This is a genomic window from Pedobacter sp. UYP1 (assembly GCF_040547305.1).
Taxonomy (GTDB): domain Bacteria; phylum Bacteroidota; class Bacteroidia; order Sphingobacteriales; family Sphingobacteriaceae; genus Pedobacter.
On the sequence record NZ_JBEPPL010000016.1, the window covers coordinates 12,495 to 34,404 of the forward strand.

Annotated in this window: 16 protein-coding genes; 12 read left to right on the forward strand and 4 right to left on the reverse strand. The window is 39.2% G+C overall.

Annotation, left to right across the window (positions count from 1 at the left end):
• Positions 1-89 precede the first annotated feature (89 nt).
• The 7 genes from ABIB30_RS23055 (at position 90) to ABIB30_RS23085 (ending at position 9,272) form a co-directional block, all read left to right on the forward strand.
• Positions 90-1,424 (forward strand): DUF6089 family protein, encoded by a 1,335-nt coding sequence (locus ABIB30_RS23055; protein ID WP_354305408.1) that lies wholly within the window; start codon positions 90-92, stop codon positions 1,422-1,424.
• 254 nt (positions 1,425-1,678) lie between these two features.
• Positions 1,679-2,137 carry a MarR family winged helix-turn-helix transcriptional regulator gene (locus ABIB30_RS23060; RefSeq protein ID WP_354305409.1) on the forward strand — a complete coding sequence of 153 codons (459 nt, stop codon included), beginning with the start codon at positions 1,679-1,681 and terminating at the stop codon, positions 2,135-2,137.
• Positions 2,118-4,523, forward strand: a complete 2,406-nt coding sequence (locus tag ABIB30_RS23065; RefSeq protein ID WP_354305516.1) for a 3-hydroxyacyl-CoA dehydrogenase/enoyl-CoA hydratase family protein — start codon at positions 2,118-2,120, stop codon at positions 4,521-4,523. Before ABIB30_RS23060 ends, ABIB30_RS23065 begins: the two co-directional genes overlap by 20 nt.
• A gap of 87 nt (positions 4,524-4,610) precedes the next feature.
• Complete coding sequence (locus ABIB30_RS23070) at positions 4,611-5,789, forward strand: acetyl-CoA C-acyltransferase (RefSeq protein WP_354305410.1); 1,179 nt, start codon at positions 4,611-4,613, stop codon at positions 5,787-5,789.
• Between the two features lie 80 nt (positions 5,790-5,869).
• Positions 5,870-7,660, forward strand: coding sequence for an acyl-CoA dehydrogenase FadE (locus ABIB30_RS23075; RefSeq protein ID WP_354305411.1), 1,791 nt, complete (start codon positions 5,870-5,872; stop codon positions 7,658-7,660).
• A 143-nt stretch (positions 7,661-7,803) separates the two neighbouring features.
• Positions 7,804-8,349 (forward strand): FKBP-type peptidyl-prolyl cis-trans isomerase, encoded by a 546-nt coding sequence (locus tag ABIB30_RS23080; protein WP_354305412.1) that lies wholly within the window; start codon positions 7,804-7,806, stop codon positions 8,347-8,349.
• 5 nt (positions 8,350-8,354) lie between these two features.
• A complete protein-coding gene (locus ABIB30_RS23085; RefSeq protein WP_354305413.1) occupies positions 8,355-9,272 on the forward strand; it encodes an FKBP-type peptidyl-prolyl cis-trans isomerase in 918 nt (305 codons plus the stop codon).
• A gap of 77 nt (positions 9,273-9,349) precedes the next feature.
• Here ABIB30_RS23085 and ABIB30_RS23090 read toward each other — a convergent pair whose 3' ends face one another.
• Positions 9,350-10,654: a cryptochrome/photolyase family protein gene (locus ABIB30_RS23090; RefSeq protein WP_354305414.1), complete on the reverse strand. Its 1,305-nt coding sequence runs from the start codon at positions 10,652-10,654 to the stop codon at positions 9,350-9,352.
• Positions 10,651-11,559: a TIGR01777 family oxidoreductase gene (locus tag ABIB30_RS23095; protein WP_354305415.1), complete on the reverse strand. Its 909-nt coding sequence runs from the start codon at positions 11,557-11,559 to the stop codon at positions 10,651-10,653. The genes ABIB30_RS23090 and ABIB30_RS23095 overlap by 4 nt, the downstream gene beginning before the upstream one ends.
• A gap of 164 nt (positions 11,560-11,723) precedes the next feature.
• Between ABIB30_RS23095 and ABIB30_RS23100 the strand changes: the two genes are divergently transcribed.
• From ABIB30_RS23100 to ABIB30_RS23120, 5 genes are all read left to right on the forward strand, one after another.
• Positions 11,724-12,977 (forward strand): DASH family cryptochrome, encoded by a 1,254-nt coding sequence (locus ABIB30_RS23100; protein WP_354305416.1) that lies wholly within the window; start codon positions 11,724-11,726, stop codon positions 12,975-12,977.
• Between the two features lie 73 nt (positions 12,978-13,050).
• Complete coding sequence (locus ABIB30_RS23105) at positions 13,051-13,929, forward strand: MerR family transcriptional regulator (RefSeq protein ID WP_354305417.1); 879 nt, start codon at positions 13,051-13,053, stop codon at positions 13,927-13,929.
• A 54-nt stretch (positions 13,930-13,983) separates the two neighbouring features.
• Entirely contained in the window at positions 13,984-16,779 is a 2,796-nt protein-coding gene (locus ABIB30_RS23110; RefSeq protein ID WP_354305418.1) for a 2-oxoglutarate dehydrogenase E1 component, read from the forward strand.
• Positions 16,780-16,799: 20 nt separating this feature from the next.
• On the forward strand, positions 16,800-18,032 hold the full coding sequence (gene odhB / locus ABIB30_RS23115; RefSeq protein ID WP_354305419.1) for a 2-oxoglutarate dehydrogenase complex dihydrolipoyllysine-residue succinyltransferase: 1,233 nt from the start codon (positions 16,800-16,802) through the stop codon (positions 18,030-18,032).
• A 169-nt stretch (positions 18,033-18,201) separates the two neighbouring features.
• The gene (locus ABIB30_RS23120) at positions 18,202-19,044 is read left to right on the forward strand and encodes a hypothetical protein (RefSeq protein ID WP_354305420.1); all 843 of its coding nucleotides are present in this window, start codon (positions 18,202-18,204) and stop codon (positions 19,042-19,044) included.
• Between the two features lie 289 nt (positions 19,045-19,333).
• Here ABIB30_RS23120 and ABIB30_RS23125 read toward each other — a convergent pair whose 3' ends face one another.
• Positions 19,334-20,059 carry a head GIN domain-containing protein gene (locus ABIB30_RS23125; protein WP_354305421.1) on the reverse strand — a complete coding sequence of 242 codons (726 nt, stop codon included), beginning with the start codon at positions 20,057-20,059 and terminating at the stop codon, positions 19,334-19,336.
• 198 nt (positions 20,060-20,257) lie between these two features.
• Complete coding sequence (locus ABIB30_RS23130; RefSeq protein WP_354305422.1) at positions 20,258-21,910, reverse strand: M1 family metallopeptidase; 1,653 nt, start codon at positions 21,908-21,910, stop codon at positions 20,258-20,260.

A 21,910-nucleotide genomic window follows, 5' to 3' on the forward strand; every position in this document is an offset into this window, starting at 1 on the left:
CTGCTCAAAGACTTATAAGCTAATTTGGTATAGATATTGTATAAGTATCAAAAAAATACCAGAACTATTTTTTTTATTAAACTCATATTATGAAACAAAAATTATTCAAAAGTTTGCCGGTAGCTTTAGCTGCCCTTTTAATTGGCGGTGCTGCGCAAGCGCAGGAAGCCCCGGTTACTAACGCTGCTCAGCAGTTCAGTACTTGGTCTATCGGTGTGAACGCTGGTGTTTTAACTCCAACTTCTCCACTAGGTGGCCACAATGATTTCTCTAAGAACACTTCTAGTTTTGGATATGGTCTTTATGTTAAAAAACAATTCACTTCATATTTCTCTTTGAAATTAGATGGAATCAGAGGTAAATTGAAAGGTGATAACTCTAAAGCATTCAATGATGGAAAAGGTGTTGCTATCGTTGGTGGAAACTCTAAATTCGAAACTGAATTAAACTATGCGGCTAGTTTAAGCGCTGAAGTTAACATGTTTAACATTGACTTATTCAGAAAACAAGATGCATTACAATTATATGTAACAGGTGGTGCTGGTTTAGCTGGTTACAAACCAAAAGTTACTGCTGGTAATGTAACTACTGAATATCCAAAAGATGTTAAAGAATTAATCATCCCTGTAGGATTAGGTGCTAGATTTAAAGTTTCTGATAAAGTTAACTTTAACTTAGGATGGTCTGTTTACTTTGTTGATGGTGATAACTTAGATGGAACTCAACGTACTGCTCGTCATAGCGATAAGTTCAGCTATGCTAGTGCTGGTTTAGAGTTTGCATTGGGTAAAGGAAAGCAATTAGCTTTCAGCAATCCAGTTGCTGCTTCTTACGACGAAGCTGTTCAAGCTAAAAACATTGCAAATTCTTTAAAAAGCGATTTAGATGCTCAAAAATCTGAAAATGCTAAATTAAGAACTGAAATGAGCGATTTATTAAAAGATACTGACGGTGACGGTGTTGCTGACAAATTGGATAAATGTCCTAACACTCCATCAGGAACTGTTGTTGATGGTGCTGGATGTCCATTAGTTGCGCCTGCTCCAGTTGTTACTGAAAAAGTAATCATCACTGAAGCTGATCGTAAAGTTGTTAAACAAGCAATTAAAGACTTAGAATTTGATTTGTCTAAAGCGACTATCAGATCTAAATCATATGCTTCTTTAAACCGTGTTGCTAACTTATTAGTAACTAAAAACTTTAGCTTGAAATTAGCTGGTCACACTGATAACACAGGTTCAGCTGATTTGAACATGAGATTGTCTAAAGACAGAGCTGAGTCAGTTAAAGCTTACTTAGTTTCTCAAGGTGCTAATGCATCTAGAATCGAAGCTACTGGTTACGGTAAAAACCAACCAATTGCAACTAACAAAACTGCAGCTGGTCGTCAGAAAAACAGAAGAGTAGAATTTACTTTATACTAGTCTGAAACCAATATTTTAGAAGCCGCCAGGGTCAAACCTGGCGGCTTTTTTTGTGCTCTTTTTTTTATCAGTATTTAATTGTTTTTTTCGAAGTCCTTAGTGTTTTTAATTGAACTCAAGAGCAATCGTGGTTTAGTGGTTATGAAGCTATTATTATTCTGATATTCATTTCGTTATGGGGGCTGAAAAATCATGCTGGTTTCTTGGATTCTAGTTTTATATTCTTTAGCTTTGTTATGCAAGCATAGTAATTAATGAAACAACAGGAAACGATAGATTATTTATTGAAAGTGGTTTGGCAGAACATGTCTAACACCTATAACCAGATTGCATCTGAATTTGGAATCACGCAAGCTATTGGTTATGTGTTGATTAATATTGACAAAGATGGTACAGCAGTTTCACAGCTTGCAGGATTGCTTGGGGTGAAGGCGACCAGCCTGTCCAGGATGCTAAACAATATGGAGGAATCCGGGTTAATATATAGAGAGGCTTCCTCTGGGGATAAAAGATCCGTGAAAGTCTTTCTGACAGACTTCGGCCGGGAGAAGCGGCAAGTGGCAAAAAGCGTTGTCCGCTCTTTCAATGAATACCTGAATGATCATTTGACTGTGCCAGAAAAGAACAGCCTGGTACAAAGCTTACAGAAATTAAATAAACTCACTTTAGGATATACAGTAACTACAGGAAATGATGAACAAAAAGATAAATAAAGTAGCGGTATTAGGCTCCGGTATCATGGGCTCACGCATTGCTTGTCACTTTGCGAATATAGGTGTAGAAGTATTGTTGTTAGATATTGCGCCGAAAGAACTCAGCCCTGAGGAAACAGCCAAAGGATTGACGCTGGAAAATCCGGCAGTTCAGAACCGTATTGTCAATGCAGCTTTACAAAATGCCATTAAAACTAATCCTTCCCCGGTTTATACCAAAAAAGTAATCAACAAGATTACCACCGGTAACTTTGAGGCTGATATGTCTAAAATTGCTGGCGTAGACTGGATTATTGAAGTGGTAGTTGAAAATCTTGATATTAAGAAAAAAGTATTTGAACAGGTTGAGCAGTTCCGTAAAGCTGGAACGTTAATTACATCCAATACTTCTGGTATCCCTATACATTTAATGACCGAAGGAAGAAGCGATGATTTTAAAGCTAATTTCTGTGGTACACACTTTTTTAATCCACCACGTTATCTGCGTTTACTGGAAATCATCCCTACTCCGGATACCAAACCTGAGCTGGTAGATTTCTTAATGCACTATGGAGATAAATTTTTAGGTAAAACAACGGTTTTATGTAAGGATACTCCCGCATTCATCGCCAACAGAGTAGGCGTATATTCTATGATGGCTTTACTGCATCTGGTAGAGAAACTGGACTTGACAGTAGAAGAAGTTGATAAATTTACGGGACCTGCTTTAGGCAGACCAAAATCAGCTACTTTTCGTACTTCTGATGTAGTAGGTTTAGATACGATGATTAAAGTATCAAAAGGACTTTATGATAATTGTCCTGATGATAAAGCTCACGATCTATTTAAGCTTCCTGATTATGTCGTTAAAATGGAAGCCAATAAATGGTTAGGAGATAAAACCAAACAAGGTTTCTATAAAAAAACAAAAACTGCTGACGGTAAAACAGAAATTTTAGCGCTTGATTTAAAAACACTGGAATACCGGGTTCAACAGAAAGTAAAATCTGCTACGCTTGAATTGACCAAACCAATCGAAAACGTCAGAGACAGAATGAAAGTTTTTGCAGCAGGTAAGGATAAAGCAGCAGAAGTGTTCAGACATTCTTTCTTTGGTCTGTTTGAATATGTATCTGACAGGATTCCTGAAATTTCAGATGAACTTTACAGGATTGATGACGCCTTACGTGCTGGATTCGGATGGGATTTAGGCCCGTTTGAAGTTTGGGATGCTGTAGGTATCAGGGAATCACTGGAAGGCATGAAAAAATATGGACATGAGGCTGCTGCCTGGGTTCATGAAATGCTTGCTGCTGGTCATACTACTTTTTACAAGGTAGAAGATGGCGTTAAAAAATATTACGATATTCCTTCTAAGAGCTATAAAGCATTGCCAGGTGCTGATTCATTCATTATCCTGGATAATATCCGTACAACTAAAACAATCTGGAAAAACTCAGGTGCTTCCATTCTTGATTTAGGTGATGGAATATTGAATGTGGAATTTCATTCCAAAATGAATACCATCGGGGGCGATACCCTTCAGGCTATTAACAAAGCAATAGACCTGGCAGAAAAAGATTACAGAGGAGTAGTTATAGGTAATGATGGCGCTAATTTCTCGGCGGGTGCAAATGTTGGAATGATCTTCATGATGGCTGTAGAGCAGGATTGGGATGAGTTAAACATGGCAATCAGAGCATTCCAGAATACTTCAATGCGAATCAGATATTCTTCAATTCCGGTTGTTGTAGCTCCACATAACCTGACGCTGGGTGGCGGATGTGAATTCAGTTTACATGCAGACCATGTACAGCTGAATGCAGAAACGTATATGGGGCTGGTTGAATTTGGTGTAGGTGTGATCCCTGGAGGTGGTGGTACAAAAGAATTTGCCCTGCGTGCTTCTGATGAGTACAAAGATGACCAGATTGTTCAGAACGTACTGAAAGATCGTTTCCTGACTATAGGAATGGCTAAAGTTTCGACCTCTGCGCTGGAAGCTTATGAATTAGGTTACCTGCAAAAAGATAAATTCTCTATTTCCATGAACCGTAGCAGATTGATTGCTGATGCTAAAGCAAAAGCTATTGAACTTGCAGATGCTGGTTATACACAACCTGTGAGAAGAAAAGATATCAGAGTGTTGGGTAAACAAGGCTTAGGAATTGTTTATGCAGGCGCAAATACGATGTATTCAGGTCATTACATTTCTGAACATGATAAAAAGATCTCGGAAAAACTAGGCTATGTAATGTGTGGTGGTGATTTGTCATCTCCAACAGAAGTAACCGAGCAATATTTACTGGATCTGGAAAGAGAAGCTTTCCTGTCACTTTGTGGTGAGCGGAAGACTTTAGAAAGAATTCAGAGTATTGTGACCAAGGGAAAACCACTTCGTAACTAACCAGAGGATTTAAAGATAATATAATGTTTAACAGCAAAGAATCGGCAGGATTTATTCCGCTGAGACTTTTCTTAACTACATCAAAAAATGCAAGAAGCATATATCATAGCAGGTTTACGTACAGCAGTGGGCAAAGCACCACGTGGCGTATTTCGTTTTACCAGGGCCGATGATCTGGCAGCTGAAGTCATCAAACAATTGGTAGCCTCAGTGCCTAATCTGGATAAAGATCAAATAGATGATGTTATCGTTGGTAATGCAACTCCGGAAGCAGAACAAGGATTAAATATAGGCCGTATGATTTCCTTGATGGGACTGGATACGGTTAAAGTTCCTGGTGTAACCTTAAACAGGTACTGCGCATCGGGATTGGATACCATAGCGACCGCGGTTGCTAAAATTAAAAGTGGAATGGCAGACTGCATTATCGCCGGTGGTGTAGAGGTAATGTCTGGTATGCCTTTCGGTGGATGGAAAGTAGTTCCTAATTACGAAGTTGCTCAAAAGAACCCGGACTGGTACTGGGGAATGGGACTTACTGCGGAAGCTGTAGCCAATGAGTATAAGGTGAGCAGAGAGGATCAGGATGAGTTTGCATTCAGGTCAAATATGAAAGCAGTTGAGGCTATAAAAAACGGGCATTTAAAAGCTGGAGTAGCACCAATTACGGTGACTGAAAACTATCTGGATGGTCAGCAAAAAAAGAAGACCAGAAGTTATGTAGTTGATACTGATGAGGGGCCGCGTGCGGATACGTCTCTGGATAAGTTAGCTAAGCTTAAACCTGTTTTTGCAGCTGATGGAAGTGTAACGGCTGGTAACTCTTCTCAGACTTCGGATGGTGCGGCTTTTGTGATCGTCGTTTCTGAAAGTAAGTTGAAAGAACTGGGAGTTGATCCCATTGCCCGCCTGGTGAGTTATGGTGTGGTAGGTGTGCCACCAAGAATTATGGGTATAGGCCCGATTGAGGCTATTCCTCTGGCTTTAAAGAAAGCTGGTCTGACATTAGAACAAATGGACTTAATTGAATTGAATGAAGCTTTTGCTTCTCAATCACTAGCTGTGGTCAGAACTTTAGGCATCAATCAGGATATCGTGAACGTGAATGGTGGTGCGATTGCTTTAGGTCATCCGCTGGGCTGTACAGGTGCAAAGCTTTCTGTGCAATTATTCCATGAGCTTAAACGCAGAAATGGTAAATACGGAATGGTGACGATGTGTGTGGGCAGCGGACAAGGTGCTGCTGGTATTTTTGAACTTCTTTAGCGGTTGGTAAAAGCGCTTCATTATAAAATATAAACATGAAACCTCCGGGGCAATCCCGGCAGATTTCAATTACAAAGAATATGGAAACTACAGACAAAACAAAAGTAAAAGGTGGGGAGTTCCTGATTAAGGAAACCACATACCAGGATGTATTTATTCCTGAAGAGTTTGATGAAGAACAGCAAATGATTGCACAGACGTGCAGAGATTTTCTGACGACCGAAGTGTATCCTAACCTGGATCGCATTGATAAAATGGAAGAAGGGCTGATGGCTTCATTGGTAACTAAAGCAGGAGCATTAGGCCTGCTGGGTGTTTCTATTCCTGAAGAGTATGGTGGTTTCGGTAAAAACTTTAATACTTCTATGCTGGTTGCTGATGTAATTGGTGCTGGTCATTCGTTTGCAGTTGCAATTTCTGCACATACAGGTATCGGTACGTTGCCCATTCTGTATTATGGAAATGAAGCGCAGAAAGCGAAATATATACCAAAATTGGGGTCAGGTGAATGGAAAGCAGCTTACTGTTTAACAGAGCCAAATTCAGGATCGGATGCAAACTCTGGTAAAACTAAAGCTAAGTTATCAGCAGATGGTAAACATTATGTGATTAACGGTCAGAAAATGTGGATCACCAATGGTGGTTTTGCTGACATCTTTATTGTCTTTGCGAAAATTGATGATGATAAAAACCTGACTGCATTTATTGTAGAGCGTGAGTTTGGCGGGGTAACTATGAACCCTGAGGAGCATAAAATGGGGATCAAAGGATCGTCAACACGTCAGGTGTTTTTCAACGATTGTGCAGTTCCTGTAGAAAACATGCTTTCAGAACGTGAAAACGGATTTAAGATCGCTGTTAATATTTTAAATATTGGCCGTATTAAATTGGCTGCTGCTGCTGTCGGAGCTTCGAAAGCGGTGATTAGTACTGCGATCAATTATTCAAATGAGCGTATCCAGTTTGAACGTCCGATTTCAAAGTATGGCGCTATTCGTTATAAGATTGCCGAAATGGCAACCAAAGTTTATGCGGTAGAGTCTGCTAATTATCGTGCAGGTCAGAATATTGACGATGCTTATGAGGCATTGGTTGCTGGCGGTATGGATAAGAGTAAGGCAAAACTAAAGTCTACAGAGCAATTTGCAGTAGAATGTGCGATCCTTAAAGTATGGGGTTCTGAAGCGTTGGATTATGTAGTGGATGAAGGCGTTCAGATTTATGGTGGAATGGGCTTCTCGGCTGATGCCCCAATGGACAGAGCATACCGTGATGCAAGGATCAACAGAATTTTTGAAGGAACAAACGAAATCAACAGGTTATTAACTGTTGATATGATGTTGAAAAGAGCAATGAAAGGTGAATTAGACTTAATGACCCCAGCTACTGCTGTAGCTGCCGAATTAATGTCTATCCCTGATTTCGGTGAAGAAGATGATACGCTTTTTGCAGCGGAGAAAAAAATCATTCAAAACCTTAAAAAAGCAACATTAATGGTTGCCGGAGCAGCAGTTCAGAAATTAATGATGAGCCTTTCTAAAGAACAGGAAATCCTGATGAACATTGCAGATATGGCGAGTTATGTTTACGTAGCGGAGTCAGTAATGTTGAGAACAGAAAAACTGGTTAGTTTAAGGGGTGCTGAAGGTTGCGAAGGGCAACTGAATATGATGCGTATCTATTTTGTTGAAGCAGTTGATGCTTTGCAAAAAGCTGGAAAAGAAGCTTTATGGGCTTTTGCTGAAGGTGACGAACAACGCATGATGTTGGTAGGACTGAAAAGGTTTACTAAAGTTGAACCATTTAATGTGAAAGATGCACGTCAGAAAGTTGCACAACAACTGATTGCTGAAAATAAGTATTGTTTTTAATAGCTTAATTAAGATAGCAACGGCCGGATCATCCTATATGATCCGGCCGTTTTTTTTGGTAATTGTTAAAATTGGTTAAATATTGTACCATCCCTAATAAAAGACTATTTTTGTGCAATATGTTTAAAATCAAAACTCTGTTATTGTTGATAATCGCCGCTTGTTCTTTCGCAGCCTGTACTACAGCTCCTGCCTATGATAAAGCTGCACAACTGGCAATTGATGATGATTTGATTTTGAAATATATAGATTCCGTTAACAAGGTAGCTGTAGGTACTGCTAAAATAACAGCGCTTAAGACTCTTGATGGATTATACTACCAGATTTATGATGGAGGTAAAGGTAGTAGTGCAACTTATGAACAGACAGATACGATAAGAATGCGTTATACCGGAAGTACGATCAAGCAGCTGTTATATGATATGACTCCGGTAGTCACTGATGACCTGGTTCCAAAAATTGTTTTTGGCTCCGCTATAGAAGGCTTGCAAAAAGGACTCAAACTGATCCAGCCGGGTGGGCATATCAGATTAATTATCCCCTCAACGATGGCTTATCAGAACAGAGTAATTCCCGCAATACAACAAAGCAATAGATTACCTTCGTTTTTGCCTGCAAATTCAATATTGGATTTTGACATTCAATTAATCGAAGTAAAAAAATACGTACCAATAGTCCAACCAAAATAAAAATAATGCTTAAAAAGTTATCACAATTTACTCTTGCCTTGATTGGCTTAACTGTTCTTTTTAGTTCTTGTAAAAAGACTTATGATTCTATTCAGGTTGTAGACGGAAAGAAAATACAGGATTATATTACAGCCAATAATCTGACTGTTATTGAAGATTCACTGAAAACGGGTTATTACTACCAGATACTAAATCCAGGAACTGGTACAGCTGTTTATTCGACCAGTGACTCTGTGTTATATAATGTTTCTGTAAAAGGACTGGAAAATGGTACAGTGTACTGGGCTACTTCTTTAAATGGAAATTTAGGTACGCTTGGTGGATATACAAATGCACTGGTTCCTAATGATAATACTACTTTCGCAAGTATAGGCGTAACTGCATTGCGTGATGTAATTCTGAAACTTAAACCAGGTGGTTCTGCAAGAATCCTGCTTCCATCTTACCTGGCTTATGGGAAAAATGGTTCAGGAAGTGTTCCTTCGAATGAAAATATTGATTTGACAGTGACTACGGCGCCGGAAAAATCACAGACTGCGCTGGATACCCGCGTTATCACTGATCTTATTAAAAAGAATAACCTCACTATGACTAAAGATCCTCTGGGGGTTTATTATAATATTGTAACTCCAGGTACAGGTACTGATCAAATCTCACTCAGCTCAACGCTGATAGTCAATTATACCTTGAGATTTGTTGACGGCACTGTGTTTCAGAGTAGTCTTGATGGTACTTATAGTACTACTTTGGCAAGTGTAATTAAGGGTTGGAGTGATGTAATTCCAGGAAAATTAACTAAGGGAGGTAAAATACGCCTTCTTATTCCTTCTAATCGTGCTTATGGCCCTATTGGAAATTTACCGACGCTTCCTAGAAATGCAGTATTAGATTACGATATAGAGATTGTTAGTGTAACAAATTAAAAGAAATAATAAACATAAAATCCCTGCTAAATTTAATTTTAGCAGGGATTTTATGTTTCCTTAACCATTGTATATATTTAATTATTTAATGCCTCTTTAAATACTTTGAGAATTCGTTCTCTGGCAAAAGCATGGTCAACTATAGGCTGGCTATGCTTTTCTTGTTTATATTCAGGTGCCCACTTGTAAATGTACTTATTGTCCGGATCAAATTTCTTCGCTTGCAACTCAGGATTGAATACTCTGAAATAAGGGGCTGCATCATTACCGCAACCGCAAGCCCATTGCCATCCGCCTACATTACTGGCCAGTTCGTAATCTAATAACTTTTCTGCAAAATAAGCTTCTCCCCAACGCCAGTCAATTAACAGGTGTTTAGTCAGGAAACTTCCTACAATCATTCTGACCCGGTTATGCATATAACCCGTTTGATTCAGCTGATTCATTCCTGCATCCACTATAGGATAGCCTGTTTTGCCATTTTTCCAGGCTTCAAAATCCTGCTCTCTGTTCAACCATTTAATCTGATCATAGGCCGGTTTAAAGGACTGTGTGGTAATATGAGGGAACTGAGACAAAATCATCATATAAAAATCTCTCCAGGCCAGCTCAGATAGCCATTTCTCAGCATCAGCATTTAATGCTTTCGCTGCTGCCTCTCTGATACTGACTGTCCCAAATCTTAAATGGATACCCAGATGAGTCGTGGCATCGTCTGCAGGGAAATCTCTTCGCTGTTCATAAGCAGCTAATTTATGCCCAAAACTTGCAGAGGGAAATTGTAATTCTGATTCCTGAAAACCCAATGCACTTAATTCAGGAAAAGCAAATGGTTGAATCTGAAGCAGATTTTTCAGGTATTTTTTTACCGGATAAGCTTTAAGATAAAAATCGTTCAACTTTAATTTCCATTGCCGGAAGTAAGGTGTGAAAACAGTATAGGGCTTTCCGTCAGCCTTTACGATTTCCTTTTTCTCAAAAATAACCTGGTCTTTGAAGGTTTGAAAAGGTATAGATTCCGAGCGCAGGTATTCCGCTAAAGCATCATCACGTTCCATTGCATAAGGTTCGTAATCATGATTCGTATATACAGATTTTACGTTATAGATTTTTAATAGTTCTGGCCATATTTGCTCAGGTGTACCATACTTGATCAGTATGGAAGAGCCTTTTTGCTGCAATTCAGTTTCCAGTTCTTTTAATTTTCGGTAGATAAAGGTTACTCTTGCATCCTTCGGGTCATTTAAATCGTCCAGGATATGGCGGTCAAATATAAAAAGTAATAAAACCGGGGTGCTCCCTTTTAATGCGTGGTAGAGTGCCGCGTTGTCTTTTAACCTCAAATCTCTTCTTAACCAGCAAATGTTTACCTCTGTTTTCATGAGCCGTAAATATCGGATAAAGCTTGTTCCAGTTGGCTATATTTGAAAATAAACCCACAGGATTCTATTTTTTGTGCAGTTGTATGGGTACTGTTGATGACCATTGAACTCATCTCTCCCAAAATAAGTTGTAATATTGTTTCAGGAACACTGAATAGCCATACAGGACGATGTAATTGTTTGGCAATAGCTTTGGTCAGTTGCTTATTAGTTACAGGATAGGGGGCAGTAGCATTGTAAGCGCCTGTTAATGATTCATTATCCAGCGCATGGAGATAGATTCGGGTCATATCCTGGTAATGAATCCAGGGTACCCATTGTTTTCCGCTTCCAAGAGGAGCGCCCGCAAACAAGTTGATTGGGGCAGCCATAGCCTTTAGTGCACCATCATTTTTTGCCAGCACTACACCGGTCCTGATTTTTACGATACGCAACTTCAGCTGCTGGCCCTGGTCTATAGCTTTTTCCCATTGAATACAGCATTCTGCAAGGAAATTATGGCCAGGAGCACTTTCTTCTGTCAATATTTCATCTCCGCGGTTGCCATAATAGCCAATAGCAGCTGCAGAAATAAAGTTTTTAACCTGATTAGGGTTTGTTGCTATGGTTTTAAATAGAAGTTGTGTAGAAAGAACGCGGCTGTCAATAATTTCTTTTTTACGCTGGGCAGTCCATTTTCCTTTAGCAATATTTTCACCGGCAAGATGGATAATACTATCTACACCGTCCAGGCAAGTTATATCAATTTTTTGTTGTTCTACATCCCATAGAAAAACCTTGACCTGGTCAATTTGATGCGGCTTCCGGGAAAGAACAGAGACCTTATCTCCTCGTTTTAGAAGCGTTTGAATTAAATCTTTGCCGAGCATGCCGGTTGCACCTGTGAGTAAAATATGCTGGTTCATTTAGGATTAACTTTAATAGTCGTGTTTTTGTTTCCGGGAAAGCTGTTTAAACGTGATTTTAAGCTAAACTTTTGTTGCGCTTATGTAAATATTACTTTGTGTATTAGATGTTAGGATAAAAATGGTATATTTTTGGAGATTACAACAAACTTTAGTCTAAATAAATGGAATCTCGGAAAATACTCGTCTGGTTTAGAAATGATTTGCGGTTACATGACAACGAAATGTTAGTAGAAGCGATCAGTAAGTCCGATAGTATCCTGCCTGTTTATTTTTTTGATCCGCGCCACTTTGAATGTACTGCTGAAACTGAAGAAGAAAATACAGCTGTACACAATAGATTTCAATTTTTAGCAGAAAGCGTCTCTGCGCTACGCGAATCATTGAAAAAACTGGGCGGTAATCTTTTGATCATTTCTGGTACTCCGGAAGATCATATTTCAACCCTTGCTGAGCAGTATGAAATTGCAGAGGTTTATCACCATAGAGAGGTGGCAACTGAAGAAACTACAGTTTCTTCGAATGTAGAGGACTTGCTATGGAAATTGAGAATAAACCTGAAGCACTTTATAGGTCATACACTTTACAATAAAGAAGATCTTCCATTTCCTATCAAAGATATTCCTGATGTTTTTTCCCAGTTTAAGAAAAAGACAGAAAGAGATGCGATTGTAAAAGATTGTTTCCTTGCACCTGAGCAGATTAATTTTGTGCCAGTTGAGGAATGGGGGGAACTGCCTGAATGTGGCGGACCTTTTCTAACTAACTTGTCTGGTGGTGAAGAGGAAGGAATAAAACATTTACAGGAATTATTTGCCGCCGGTTCTGAAATTTATATCCGTAGTAGTAAAGCGCATGCTGCCCAGCATAGTTTTACCTCTAAATTGTCTCCCTGGCTGGCTGTGGGTGCCCTGTCTCCAAGAAAGGTGTATTGGGCAGTAAAAGAAGCCGAACAGCAATTTGGTGCCAACACGCATTTCACCCAATTGATATTAGGCCTGTTGTGGAGGGATTTCTTCCGGTTTATGTTTAAAAAACATAGTGTTGATTACTTCAAGGATATTGTTGAAATGAAAGAATTTCCGCAGACCGGAGAATATATTCAAAGTTTACAGCAATGGAAGGATGGAAATACTGGTAATCCCGTTGTTGATCAATATATGACAGAGCTGAATCAATCAGGTTTTATTTCTCATACCGGGCGCTTATTGGTTGCTACTTATTTGATTTATATCTTAAAGTTGAATTGGATAGATGGGGCTGGCTATTTTGAACAAAAACTAATTGATTATTCACCAGCCAGCAATTGGGGTAACTGGGCTTATGTAGCCGGAGGTGGAAAAGATACACGCTCTAAAAATGCTTTTGATTTAGACAAACAAATCAAATTACTGGATATTGAGGTACAGGATATTTGATAAAAAAAACGGATAAAGGTTAAACAGAAAAAATATTTAAAACATTTTTTGTTTAAGAGCGTTATCACTTGAAGTGAAAAGATTCTCAATCAGTGATATAGAAAGCTTAATAGGCATAAAAGCACATACGATCAGGGCATGGGAGGCCAGATATAACCTGGTGCCTCCAAAAAGAACTCCTACGAATATCAGATATTACGAGGAGGAAGACCTGAAGCATCTGCTTAATATTGTGACTTTGAATGAAAAAGGTTACAAGATAAGCCGGATTGCAAAAATGGACAAGGTACAGATCAATGACCTTGTGCTCCAATTACAAGCTGATTATAATAACGATACTGTGCAGGTGCTTCGTCTTTCTGACGCCGCCTTAAAATATGACGAAATTGCATTTGCTGAAATTCTTTCCGGTTGTATTCAGGAATTAGGTTTAGTCGATACGATGGATCTTGTACTTTTCCCGTTTATGAAAAAGGTAGGAATGTTATGGCAGACTGGTGCAATAGATCCCTCACATGAACACTTTGCCTCCAATCTAATCCGGGACAGGATGATTGTGGAGATTGACAAGCTTTCCAAGCCAGATAGAAAAGACCCCAAAAGATTCTTATTATTCCTGCCAGAAGCCGAAATGCACGAAACAGGTTTACTGTTTGCCCGCTATTTATTGAAGCGATGTGGGATGGATACGCTGTATCTTGGACAGGAAATTCCATATAGTGATCTTAAAAAGGTCATTGCTCATTATAAACCTGATTACGCTTTTATTGTTCTTACTTCTCTGAATCTTGGAAAAGACATCAATAAAATATTGACTAAGGTGTTGGACCATATGGATGTGCCTCTGCTGGTTGCGGGCAGTTTAATCTCCGAATTTGACATACTTCTTGACGATCGGCTGACACCACTTAAAAAGGTTTGTGAAATCGTAGAATTTCTTGATGATTTATAGCTGTTTTTAAAGGTAAAATCCTAATTTTGCCATACTTATACCAATTCTTAAACAATGGATAATTTATCTTATCTCAACGGCGCAAATGCCGAATACATCGATTCTATTTATCAAGCTTATAAAGAAGATCCTAATGCGGTTGAATTCGGCTGGCAGAAGTTTTTTGAAGGGTTTGATTTTGGAAGAGGAGCGGATGCTGGCGTAGCCAGTGAAGCAACTCCCGAACATTTTCTAAAAGAAGTGAGTGTCTTAAATCTGATCAATGGTTATCGCCAGCGGGGTCATTTGTTTACCCAAACAAATCCGGTAAGAGAAAGACGTCATCATTTACCAACACTTGATATCGAAAACTTTGGTTTAAGTCAGACTGACCTGGATACTGTTTTCAATTCGAGCGTAGAACTTGGTATTGGTGCTGCCAAACTAAGCGATATTGTAACCTTCCTGAAAAGAACTTACTGCAGGTCTATTGGCGCGGAATATAAATTCGTTCGTACACCTGAAGTATTAAGCTGGATTGAAAATAAAATGGAAAGTGTGCAGAACACGCCAAATTTTTCAATTGAAGAGAAAAGAAGGATTCTTAAAAAGTTAAATGAGGCAGTAAGCTTTGAGAACTTTTTAGGAACTAAGTTTCTTGGTCAGAAGAGATTTTCTTTAGAAGGAGCTGAGGCTTTAATTCCTGCACTGGATTCAGTGATTGAAAAGGGTTCTGAAATGGGAATTGAAGAATTTGTAATTGGTATGGCACACAGAGGGCGTTTGAACGTTCTTGCCAATATCATGCAAAAAACTTACAAAGATATCTTTGCTGAATTCGAAGGTAAAGGCTACAGCTCGGAATCTCCTTTTGGAGGCGATGTGAAGTACCATCTTGGTTATTCTACAGATGTAACTACGAATGACGGAAAAAGCGTCCATTTGAGTTTATGTCCTAACCCATCTCACCTGGAAACAGTAAATGGTGTGGTTGAAGGAATGACACGTTCTAAAATCGATTTCAAATACGGTGGGGATGATTCACGTATTGCGCCTATTCTTATCCATGGTGACGCTTCAGTTGCCGGACAGGGTATCGTTTACGAGGTTATCCAAATGGCTGGTCTGGATGGTTATAAAACCGGTGGTACAATCCACCTGGTGATTAACAATCAGATTGGTTTTACTACAAATTATAAAGACGGCCGTACCAGTACTTATTGTACAGATATTGCAAAAGTGACTCTTTCTCCTGTTTTCCATGTGAATGGAGATGATGTAGAAGCTTTGGTTTATGCGATCAACCTGGCTATGGAATACCGTCAGAAATATAAAAATGATGTTTTCATCGATATCCTGTGTTACCGCAGGTTCGGACATAATGAAGCAGATGAACCTAAATTCACTCAGCCTTTATTGTACAAAAGCATCGAGCAGCATGCTAATCCAAGAGATATCTATATCAAACAACTGATTGGTGAAGGTAAAATGGAAGCTAGCCTGGCAAAAGAAATGGAAGTTGAATTCCGTGGAATTTTACAGGAGAGATTAAATGAAGCTAAAGAAGTTACTTCTACTTATAAGGGAGTGAAATTTGCCGGTGCATGGTCAGACATGAGAATTGCCAGTGCAGAAGATTTCGTTACTTCTCCTGATACGTCTGTTAAAAAGACTACCTTATTAGAGATCGCAAAAAGGATCAGTACTTTGCCTGCGGATAAAAAGTTCTTCAAGAAAATTGAGAAACTATTTGCTGAGCGTAATAAAATGGCTACATCAAGTCATGTTTTTGACTGGGCAATGGGTGAGCAGCTGGCTTATGCAACTTTACTTACTGAAGGTAAGAGAGTTCGTTTAAGCGGACAGGATGTAGAGCGTGGTACATTCTCACATCGTCATGCTGTTTTAACTTTAGAAGATTCTGAAGAGGAGTATATCCCTTTAAGTAATCTTTCTGATCAGCAGGCTCCATTTGACATCTACAATTCACATTTATCTGAATATGGTGTTTTAGGGTTTGAGTATGGTTATGCAATGGCAAATCCTAATGCTTTAACTATTTGGGAAGCACAGTTTGGTGATTTCTTTAATGGAGCACAAATTGTTGTGGATCAATATATCGCAAGTGCAGAAACGAAATGGCAGCGTGAAAACGGGTTAGTCATGTTATTGCCTCATGGTTATGAAGGACAGGGCCCTGAGCACTCTTCTGCAAGGATTGAGCGTTTTATGGAGCTTTGTGCAGATTATAATATGCAGGTAACCAACTGTACTACTCCTGCTAACTTTTTCCATGCAATCCGTCGTCAGTTTAAACGTGATTTCAGAAAACCATTAATCGTTTTCACTCCTAAAAGCTTATTGCGTCATCCGCTATGTGTTTCTAAGCTGGAAGAATTTACTAATGGAAAATTCCAGGAAGTAATCAATGATGCAAATGTTAAGGCTAATGAGGTAGACAGAGTATTGTTCTGCAGTGGTAAAATTTACTACGAATTGTTAGAGAAACAACAAAAGGAAGAGATCAAAAATGTTGCGATTGTTCGTGTTGAACAGTTATATCCTACGCCATTAAAACAAATGGAAGAAGTTTATAAAGGTTATAAAAATGCGAAAGAAGCTATTTGGGTTCAGGAAGAACCTGAAAACATGGGTGCATGGCCTTATTTGTTGCGTAAAACAAGAAAGACAGTATTCAGTGATATTGAAGTGATTTCAAGAAAAGAAAGCAGCAGTACTGCAACTGGATTTGCGAAACAGCATGCGGATGAGCAAGCTTATATTCTGGCAAAATCTTTTGCAGCACCTGTAACTGAGGTGGATCAGAAAATTGCTAAGAAATCAGTGAGTAAAGCATATAACGTAGATTAGGAAAATATAATACATCAATTATGAGTCTAGAAATAAAAGTTCCGCCAGTAGGCGAATCAATTACCGAAGTTGTTTTATCCCGTTGGGTGAAGAATGATGGTGATGCCGTAGAAATGGATGAAGTAATCGCCGAGTTAGAGTCTGATAAAGCAACTTTTGAATTAACTGCTGAGCAAGCCGGAACTTTGAAAATAGTGGCGGCCGAAGGCGATACGCTGGCTATAGGTGCTGTAGTTTGTTCTATCGAAACTAGTGGAGCTGCTCCGGCAAAAGCGGCAGCACCAGCTGCTGAAGAAAAAGCGGTTGTTAATGATGCTCAGCCTGCGGCTCCGGTAGCAGAAAGAAATGGCGAGAGTTATGCAACTGGTACGCCTTCACCGGCAGCGGGTAAAATTCTTGCAGAAAAAGGTGTTGACGCGGCGGCTGTTAAAGGCTCTGGTGTTGATGGCAGAATTACTAAAGATGATGCGCTTAAGGCGGAGAAAGCGGCTGCACCAGCAGCTAAGGCTCCAGAAAAAGCTGCACCAACTGTAGCTGCACCTGTTGCGGGTTCAAGAAATGAACGCAAAGAAAAAATGTCTCCATTGCGCAAAACTGTCGCGAAACGTTTAGTTGCAGTGAAGAATGAAACGGCCATGTTAACTACTTTTAACGAAGTGAACATGAAACCGATCATGGATCTTCGTGGAAAATATAAGGATCAGTTCAAAGAAAAATATGGTGTTGGTTTAGGTTTCATGAGTTTCTTCACGAAAGCTGTTTGTGAGGCAATGAAAGATTTCCCTGCTGTGAATGCACGTATTGATGGGGAGTCTGTTGTTTACAACGACTTCGTAGATATTTCTATAGCTGTTTCTGCGCCTAAGGGATTGGTTGTTCCAATTATCAGAAATGCAGAGAGCATGACGCTTGCCCAGATTGAAAAATCTGTAATTGAGCTGGCTACTAAAGCACGTGATAGCAAATTGACTTTGGAAGAGATGACTGGTGGAACATTTACAATCACTAATGGTGGTGTATTTGGTTCAATGATGTCTACGCCAATTATCAATGCACCTCAGTCTGCGATTTTAGGAATGCACAATATTATTGAGCGCCCTATTGCAGAGAAAGGTGAAGTTGTTGTTCGTCCGATGATGTATCTTGCTTTATCTTATGATCACAGAATCATTGATGGCAGAGAGTCCGTTGGATTCTTAGTAAGAGTAAAACAGTTGTTAGAAGATCCTGCACGTTTGTTGTTAGGCATATAATTACTGATTAATATATTTTGGGAAATCCTGCTGTTTCGATACAGCAGGATTTTTTTTGTTTTGTTCATGTCATATATTTGGCTGTAATTCGTTTTTGACAGGATTTCTGTACTTTTACATCGTGAAAAAAAGCTACTTATTATTGTTGTTCCTGGTTTTTGGTAAAAAGATGAAGGCACAAGAAACTACAAATACAACGGATAATCCGGTAAAGATTGGAAAGAGTATATTCTCTAATGAGATCAAGAGGAATTTTTCGAGAAAAGGGGATTTCTTTGTGCATTGGGGGTATAACCATTCCTGGTACGGAAAGAGTGATATTAACTTTACAGGGCCTAATTATGATTTTACATTGAAGGATGTAGTTGCCCATGACAGGCAGTCGCCGTTAAAATGGAATTATTTAAACCCTTCAAAGATTTCTGAGCCTCAGTATAATCTTCGTGTAGGATATTTTATTGCTGATAATTATAGTATTTCCATCGGTTGGGATCACATGAAATATGTAATGGATATCCCGCAGCAGGTAGCGATTACTGGTTATATCGGAGATCAGATTTCTGAACCTGGTGTGCCTACTGGTGCGCTTGCTGGAACGTATAATGGACAAATGATCAATGTAACGGATAAAATGCTTACTTATGAGCATACGGACGGGTTCAATTATGCAAATATTGAGATCGAGCGTTATGATGATATCTGGGTTGCACCCTCGAGAGAGACTTCTTTAACTTTGGAGACTGGTCTTGGTGGTGGTATGATGGTACCGAGGTCCGATGTACGTTTATTTGAGCAGGGAAGAAATAATCACTGGAACGTTGCTGGTTATGGTTTTTCTGCTAAGATTGGTCTGAAGTTCTATGTGACCAGAGGGTTATATATTCAGAATACAACAAAGGTTGGGGCAACTAATTTGAAAACAGTCCATACTACTGGCAGGGATGATTTGGATAAGGCAAGCCAGAAGATTAACTATGTACAGAATTTCTGGGCGCTAGGGTACCAGTTCTAAAACTTTAAACGTCCTGGGGATTTTCTGTTGCAGGAAGGATATATTGACCAGAGAAGCGTCTAAAGGCATGTTTTATTTTTTAACGAAAAAATAACAGGAATAGGATATTGTATTGATAGTTATAGTGGATATTGCAGGCGGATCATATTTCTATGAAAAACATTAAATTATCAATTGACACTGCTTTATTAGCGGTGTCTTTTTTTTGCCTGTAAAATCATTCTAATAACAGAAGGCCCTGTATTTAATTAAATACAGGGCCTTTCTTTGTATAGGGAGTTAATAATTGCTATTCTTTTCTTACACTTCCGGATCCAATGACAGTTTTTCTGACTGCTGCATTTCCCGAATAGCGAATACTGCCTGAGCCACTGATTACTGCCTCAATGTTCTTATTGGCTGTGATGTAAATATTCGCTGAACCGCTAATTTGAGCAGATAGGTCATTTACGGCAAACTCTTTGCCTTTAAAGCCTCCTGATCCACTTAAGGTTAGATTTGAATCGTCTGCCTTGCCACTTAGTTTTATGGAACCTGAACCGCTGATTGTGCCTGTGAACGATTTTACATTTGCACTGGCAGTGATGCCACCTGAGCCGCTAAGAGTTGCGACCAGTTCTGGTGAGTTAATACTGTTTTCAACTTCTATATTACCTGATCCGCTCATGGTTAAGGAACTGATCTTTTTTGCCGTGATGTATACGACTACATGGGCACTATTGAATTTTCTTGACCAGTCATTCCATTTGGTTTTTGGTTTAATAGTCAAAACGCCAGAGATCACTTCGGTAGTCAGATTGGCAATAGCTTCCTGGTCACCTTCCAGACGCAGGGATTCTTTATTGCCCATCGTGATCTTTACAGTCAGTGGTCCTCCTGTAGCAACACCTTTAAAGCTTCCAACAGCTCTTTCTTCTTCAGTGAAGGACTTATTAATCCGGATGGGAGACTTGGCATTAACATAATAACCGAGTGTGACCAGGGCTAGTAAAAGTAGTGTATTTAATTTCTTCATTTCTTTAGGTTTTTTATAAGACGTTAAAGAGTTTGATTAGTTGCATAAACTTCTGCATTATTTATCCTTTTTTTACCAGTATATATTTTTTTATCGGTTATGAAGCTATCATGATTTTACATTTTTCACCAGTATCGATTTGATTTTTGTGTTCAAGAGCTCGCAGGCCCGGTTTATTTCGTTATATGATTTGAAAAATCATGACGGGTTCAACAAAATATAAAAATTAGGATCTGCTTTAAAACCGGATTCGTCAATACCTTTAACAGGGGTTGTTTTGAAGGTTGTAGTCGGGTAAATAAAACTAAAGGTACCGGGTGTCAGAGATACTTTAACTGGCATATCGAATCCTTCAACTACATTTGTCCAGCGGTAGGATAGTTTACCGTCTTTGATATGATAATTGAGTGTAGGTACCTGTGTGGTTCTCAAATACTGATCAAATACTTTGGATAGTTTTAAGCCGCTTTCTTTGCTGATATAGTTTTCGATTTGTGCTGTAGTAACGGTTTGGTGGTAGAATGTTTTATTCAATCCACGTAAAATGTGACGGAACTTTTCATCATTCTGGATAAGCTGACGAATAGTGTGCACCATATTTGCCCCTTTGTAATACATATCGCCCGAACCTTCGTGGTTTACATTGTAAGCACCGATGATCGGGACGTCATTTTGGATTTTATGTCTTATGCCTGCTACGTAAGCAGTGGAAGCTTTTTTTCCGTAGATGGATTCAACCATCAGTGCTTCTGAATAGTTGGTGAAACTCTCATGGATCCACATATCAGCAATGTCTTTGGAGGTGATGTTATTACCGAACCACTCGTGGCCACTTTCATGTACAGTAATGAAATCAAACTTTAATCCCCAGCCAGAACCAGATAAGTCATTGCCCAGATAGCCCATTTTAAATTGGTTACCATAAGCAACAGCACTTTGATGTTCCATGCCGAGATGAGGAGCCTGAACAAGTTTATAACCATCTTTATAGAAAGGGTATGGTCCAAACCAGTGTTCAAATGCTTTGAGCATTGGCTTTACGTCTGCATCCCAGTGGGGTCTTGCTTTCGCACTATCAGCTTTTAGCGACCAGTAGTCTAAGGTAAGATCCCCATTTTCTCCTTTGTAAATGTCTGTCCAGTGGGCATATTTCCCGATGTAAAACGTAATGTTATAGTTGTTGATCGGATTGGCTACAAACCAGTTGTATTGTTTATAGCCATCAGGTTTGTCGACAATACTGCGCAGGCGTCCATTTGATACTTCCTGTAAATCTTTAGGAACACTGATACTGATTAACACACTGTCAACTTCATCACTTTGATGTTCTTTAGTTGGCCACCATGAGCTTGCACCGAAGCCCTGACAGGCAACAGATACCCAGGGATCTCCGGCTTCATCTTTACTGAAAATAAAACCTCCGTCCCATGGTGGTTTTCTGGCAATGACCGGATTGCCTGAGTAAAAGACTTCAAACTTGTCTTTTGCTCCTTTTTTAATTATGGCTGGAAAAGTTGTAAATACAGCATTGAACTCCCTTTTGAAAGGGAGTTCTTGATTTTTATAAACTACTTTTTCAATGTTAAGGTTACTGAACAGGTCAAACTGAAGTTGTTTGAAATCTGTTGTTGCCGTAAAATTGAATTCATTGCTTCCACTAACTGATTTGTTGTTGATATCAACTTTCACGTCAAGGTGGTAGTAGTTGATGTCATAACAGGTACGCAGTGGGGTCAGCATACCTCTTAATGTATCTGCGCGCAAGAAGGTATGCTTTCCTTGTAAGAGTTGCGCATTAGCCTGAAAAAGTGCTGTGAATACAATAAGGGTACTGATAAATAATCTTTTCAT

Coding starts and splice junctions, on each gene's coding strand:
- odhB (WP_354305419.1), top strand. CDS start 16,800: ATGAGTCTAGAAATAAAAGTTCCGCCAGTAGGCGAATCAATTACCGAA.
- ABIB30_RS23120 (WP_354305420.1), top strand. CDS start 18,202: ATGAAGGCACAAGAAACTACAAATACAACGGATAATCCGGTAAAGATT.
- ABIB30_RS23095 (WP_354305415.1), bottom strand. CDS start 11,559: ATGAACCAGCATATTTTACTCACAGGTGCAACCGGCATGCTCGGCAAA.
- ABIB30_RS23065 (WP_354305516.1), top strand. CDS start 2,118: ATGAACAAAAAGATAAATAAAGTAGCGGTATTAGGCTCCGGTATCATG.
- ABIB30_RS23075 (WP_354305411.1), top strand. CDS start 5,870: ATGGAAACTACAGACAAAACAAAAGTAAAAGGTGGGGAGTTCCTGATT.
- ABIB30_RS23125 (WP_354305421.1), bottom strand. CDS start 20,059: ATGAAGAAATTAAATACACTACTTTTACTAGCCCTGGTCACACTCGGT.
- ABIB30_RS23110 (WP_354305418.1), top strand. CDS start 13,984: ATGGATAATTTATCTTATCTCAACGGCGCAAATGCCGAATACATCGAT.
- ABIB30_RS23055 (WP_354305408.1), top strand. CDS start 90: ATGAAACAAAAATTATTCAAAAGTTTGCCGGTAGCTTTAGCTGCCCTT.
- ABIB30_RS23060 (WP_354305409.1), top strand. CDS start 1,679: ATGAAACAACAGGAAACGATAGATTATTTATTGAAAGTGGTTTGGCAG.
- ABIB30_RS23100 (WP_354305416.1), top strand. CDS start 11,724: ATGGAATCTCGGAAAATACTCGTCTGGTTTAGAAATGATTTGCGGTTA.
- ABIB30_RS23090 (WP_354305414.1), bottom strand. CDS start 10,654: ATGAAAACAGAGGTAAACATTTGCTGGTTAAGAAGAGATTTGAGGTTA.
- ABIB30_RS23130 (WP_354305422.1), bottom strand. CDS start 21,910: ATGAAAAGATTATTTATCAGTACCCTTATTGTATTCACAGCACTTTTT.
- ABIB30_RS23070 (WP_354305410.1), top strand. CDS start 4,611: ATGCAAGAAGCATATATCATAGCAGGTTTACGTACAGCAGTGGGCAAA.
- ABIB30_RS23085 (WP_354305413.1), top strand. CDS start 8,355: ATGCTTAAAAAGTTATCACAATTTACTCTTGCCTTGATTGGCTTAACT.